This window comes from Chamaesiphon sp. OTE_20_metabat_361, from assembly GCF_031364565.1.
This window is the reverse complement of record NZ_JANLWO010000526.1, coordinates 1-4,412: the sequence shown is the minus strand read 5'-3', so window position 1 is coordinate 4,412 and position 4,412 is coordinate 1. Positions and strand designations below refer to the sequence as shown.

At 47.3% G+C, this 4,412-nt stretch carries 3 protein-coding genes; all 3 read left to right on the top strand.

The genetic code is table 11. The annotated features are described in order from the left end of the window. Positions 1 to 658 precede the first annotated feature (658 nt). The 3 genes from RMO35_RS15215 (at position 659) to RMO35_RS15205 (ending at position 4,244) form a co-directional block, all read left to right on the top strand. Positions 659 to 1,894, top strand: coding sequence for a sedoheptulose 7-phosphate cyclase (locus RMO35_RS15215; protein ID WP_309742172.1), 1,236 nt, complete (start codon positions 659 to 661; stop codon positions 1,892 to 1,894). Positions 1,895 to 1,896: 2 nt separating this feature from the next. After that, complete coding sequence (locus tag RMO35_RS15210) at positions 1,897 to 2,700, top strand: class I SAM-dependent methyltransferase (RefSeq protein WP_309742171.1); 804 nt, start codon at positions 1,897 to 1,899, stop codon at positions 2,698 to 2,700. A gap of 176 nt (positions 2,701 to 2,876) precedes the next feature. Beyond that, positions 2,877 to 4,244, top strand: a complete 1,368-nt coding sequence (locus RMO35_RS15205) for an ATP-grasp domain-containing protein (protein ID WP_396135676.1) — start codon at positions 2,877 to 2,879, stop codon at positions 4,242 to 4,244. Positions 4,245 to 4,412 lie beyond the last annotated feature (168 nt).

The following is a 4,412-nucleotide window of genomic DNA, read 5'->3' as shown; positions in this document are numbered from 1 at the left end:
GGTTGCTGGCACAATTGCCGCAATCGATATCAATAATCGAGAACGAGCTGGGTATCTTAAGAGTGTGGGAAGAAAATCTGACATCATGCGATCGCGCGTGATGTCTTACTTCGTTTATGGGGCAATGTGCTGGATCTGATGCCGCCCTATTGTACTAGGGAATCAGAGTTGAGCTGGGCGGATTGGCAAATCGCTGCGACGTTGAGTGCAGTGCTAGTCTGAACTTGTAAAATTCGACCATTCGATCGATTATTGAACTATTCTTTAATCTGATTTAGATATATTTGTAAGAACTAAAATTTAAAATTCGAGTGGCCTAAAGTATAGGTAATGCTATTAAACTCGAAAATCTGGTGACGAATCAAGCTTCAAAAATCGATCTTAGCTGCTTGAGAGTTGGTAGCTGAAACTATCTTTTGACTGACTTTTTCAATTTTTTAGTAGTCGTTTTTACACGATTAGAGATATTGTTGACAAAGTAGATAATTAGTATTAATATTAAACGCGCTGTTTGAAGATCGCTACGCAAATTCTGATAAGCAAAGACATTCAGTTATTACTTAGTAGTATTATGTCTTTTGGCGAATTCAATAAAATCTTGTTGAATAAATATGAAAAATTCGCTATGTTAGGGATGGCACAACAATAAAGAAATCTTATGGGCGACATCAAGGCAACTTTTACATCAACAGATCGTGCCTTTCACGTCGAAGGATATGAAAAAATTGACTTTAGCTTGCTCTACGTGGATGGTGCATTCCAACCAGAAAACCCAGAAATTGCGGATAGCTATCGCCAATTTGGACGATGTTTGATGGTGGTAGACCGGAATGTGTACGGTCTATATGGCGATCGGATGCAGAATTATTTTAAGCACCATGACATCGACCTGACAGTTTTTCAAGTCGCAATCAAAGAACCTGACAAGACATTAAAAACTTTCGAGAGTGTCATTGATGCCTTTGTCGATTTTGGGCTGGTGCGTAAAGAACCTGTACTAGTAGTTGGCGGAGGATTGACGACTGATGTTGCTGGTTTTGCCTGTTCTTCCTACCGTCGGCGGACGAACTATATCCGCGTCCCAACGTCCTTGATCGGGTTGATCGATGCTAGTGTAGCGATTAAGGTAGCTGTTAATCACGGTAAGCTCAAAAATCGTCTCGGTGCTTATCATGCGTCCCAAAAAGTCATTCTAGATTTCTCATTCTTGAGGACGTTGCCGATCGATCAAATTCGCAACGGCATGGCAGAATTGATCAAGATCGCAGTTGTCGGGAACAAAGAGCTGTTTGAATTACTAGAAGCTCATGGCGAAGAGTTGCTACACAGCCATTTTGGTTATCTGAATGGGACGCCCAAATTGCAAGCGATCGCCCATCGATTGACTTACAATGCGATCGAGTCGATGCTGAAACTAGAAGTACCCAATCTTCACGAACTCGATCTCGATCGAGTGATTGCCTATGGACACACCTGGAGTCCCATGCTGGAACTAACTCCAGAAATCCCGATGTTCCATGGTCACAGTGTGGCGATCGATATGGCATTCTCAGCAACGATCGCTCAGCACCGAGGCTACATTACAGTTGCCGACCGCGATCGGATTCTAGGGCTGATGAGCCGACTGGGATTGGCGATCGATAGTCCATATTTGACCCCAGAACTACTATGGCAAGCCACTAAATCGATCTCGCGAACTCGCGATGGATTGCAACGCGCTGCGGCTCCCTGTCCGATTGGTGAATGTATGTTCATGAACGATCTGACTCGCCTCGAATTAGATGAAGTCTTGACACTACATCGCGACATTTGTCAGGGCTATCCACGCCAAGGCAACGGCGAGGACATGTATGTGGTCTTGGATAAGATGACTCCTTCCCCCGCAGGAGTCTAAGGATGAGACCAGTTACCCCAGTCGGGATTTTGGCAGCCAAACTGGAACGCTTGACCCAGCAGATGGCGCACATCGCCAATCTCGACCCCGCTTTTCAAGCCGAGCTGCAACAAGCCTACGAGCTAGCCAACGGTCTCGATCCTTATCTCGATCGTTGTACGACGCCAGAGTCGCCAGCTCTAGCCGCATTGGTGCAGCACACCCAATCGGAAGATTGGAGCAAACGCTTTACAGATGGCGAAACAGTTCGCCATCTGGAACAGGAGATGGTTTCCGGTCACGTGGAAGGGCAATTTCTCAAATTTCTGATCCACCTGACCCAAGCGCGTCGCGTCCTCGAAATCGGCATGTTCACGGGTTATTCTGCCCTAGCGATGGCGGAAGCACTGCCCTCTGATGGCGAAGTTGTGGCTTGTGAAGTCGATCCTTATGCGGCAGAATTTGCCCAACGCTGTTTTCAGGAGTCTCCAGCCGGACATAAAATATCTGTCAAAGTCGCACCTGCACTGGCAACAATGCAGCAGTTAGCGGCGGATGGAGAAGTATTCGATCTGGTGTTTATCGATGCGGATAAGGCGGGATACCTGGACTATCTAGATCTGTTGCTGACGACGGGGCTATTGGCTCCTAATGGCTCGATCTATGCCGATAATACGCTGATGCAGGGACAGCCATATGTGTCGGGGACAGCTACGCCTAATGGAATCGCGATCGCGAATTTCAATCAGGCGGTAGCGGCAGATCCGCGCGTGGAGCAGGTGTTGATTCCACTGCGGGATGGGATTACCTTGATTCGGCGGGTGTAGATCCGGCTCCTCCCCTTAGAAAGGGGAGGTTGGGTGGGGTAAAGGTTTACGCTTTAATCTCGATGATTTGAGGTGAAGGTGGCTGCGGAGATCTACCCACCCCGCCCATTGGGCACCCCTCCAAGGAGGGGATTTTTCTTTGGAAGTGCGAAAAAATTATGACAAAGACAGTAGCAATGGGATCGGCAGGATTCGATCGAGAAATCATGATGGAAGATAGTAGATTGCCAACTAGAATTAAAACAACTGCTACTCTGCTGCTGCTACTGTTGGTATTTCCCCTAAATCTCTTGCTAACGACGATCGCGATCCTTAGAGCCGCGATCTTTACCCCAATTCGATCTCGTCAGATTGCTGCTCAGCCGCAGACGATTTTGATTAGCGGTGGGAAGATGACTAAGGCTTTGCAATTGGCTCGATCGTTCCATAGTGCGGGACATCGAGTAATTTTAGTTGAAACTCATAAATACTGGCTGACGGGGCATCGCTATTCACGATCGATCGATCGCTTTTATACCGTGCCCGATCCGCGTGCTGAAGATTATGAATCGGCGCTACTCGAAATCGTCATCCGTGAAGGTGTCGATGTCTATGTCCCTGTCTGTAGCCCGGTTGCCAGCTATTACGATGCCAAAGTCCAGACTGTACTCTCTCCTTATTGTCAGGTGATGCACGTCGATGTCGAGATGTTGCAGCGGTTGGATGACAAGTATGAATTTGCGACAGACGCTCAGGCGTTGGGACTGCGGGTACCCAAATCTTTTAAGATTACCCATCCCCAGCAGGTTATCGACTTTGACTTTAGCACCGAGCAGCGGCAATACATTATCAAGAGTATTGCCTATGATTCGGTACGGCGATTGGATCTGACTAAATTACCCTGCGCTACGCCAGCCGAAACTGCTACGTTTGTCAAATCGCTGCCAATTTCCGATTGCAACCCGTGGGTGATGCAGGAGTTTATTCCTGGGCAAGAATACTGCACCCACAGCACGGTTCGTAATGGAAACGTGCAGTTGCACTGTTGTTGTGAATCGTCAGCATTTCAAGTCAATTACGAGCATGTAGATCGATCGGATATCGAGGAGTGGATTCGGACTTTTGCTGGTAGTCTCAAGCTGACGGGACAAGTTTCCCTAGATTTTATGCAGGCAGATGATGATGGCAAAGTTTACGCGATCGAGTGCAATCCGCGCACCCATTCTGCCATTACGATGTTCTACAACCATCCCGATGTGGCGGCGGCTTATCTAAATTTAGCACCACTCGATCGGACCGTACAGCCATTACCAACCAGCCGCCCGACTTATTGGCTCTATCACGAAATCTGGCGATTAGTTACGCATTTATCTTCGCCACAACTAACTTGGCAAAGATTACAAACGATCGTTCAAGGTAAGGATGCCATCTTCGACTGGGACGATCCGCTACCTTTTTTGATGGTACATCATTGGCAAATTCCATTATTACTATTAGGCAATTTGCGAAATCCTAAACCTTGGATTCGGAAAGAGGCCAAGAAAGCTCTGGCAAAACTCACGTAGCTACGCCAAAATCGAAATCATCTACCGCTAACTATTCAAATGAAAACACCGATTCCGGTTCTGGTTCTCTTGTTTAGCTGCGTTGTCGTGTCGGCGCAGATCGTGCCAACGAATTCAGTTTATGTTGGCGTCGTACCTTACAAGACCAACGCTACCGTGGTTTTCGAG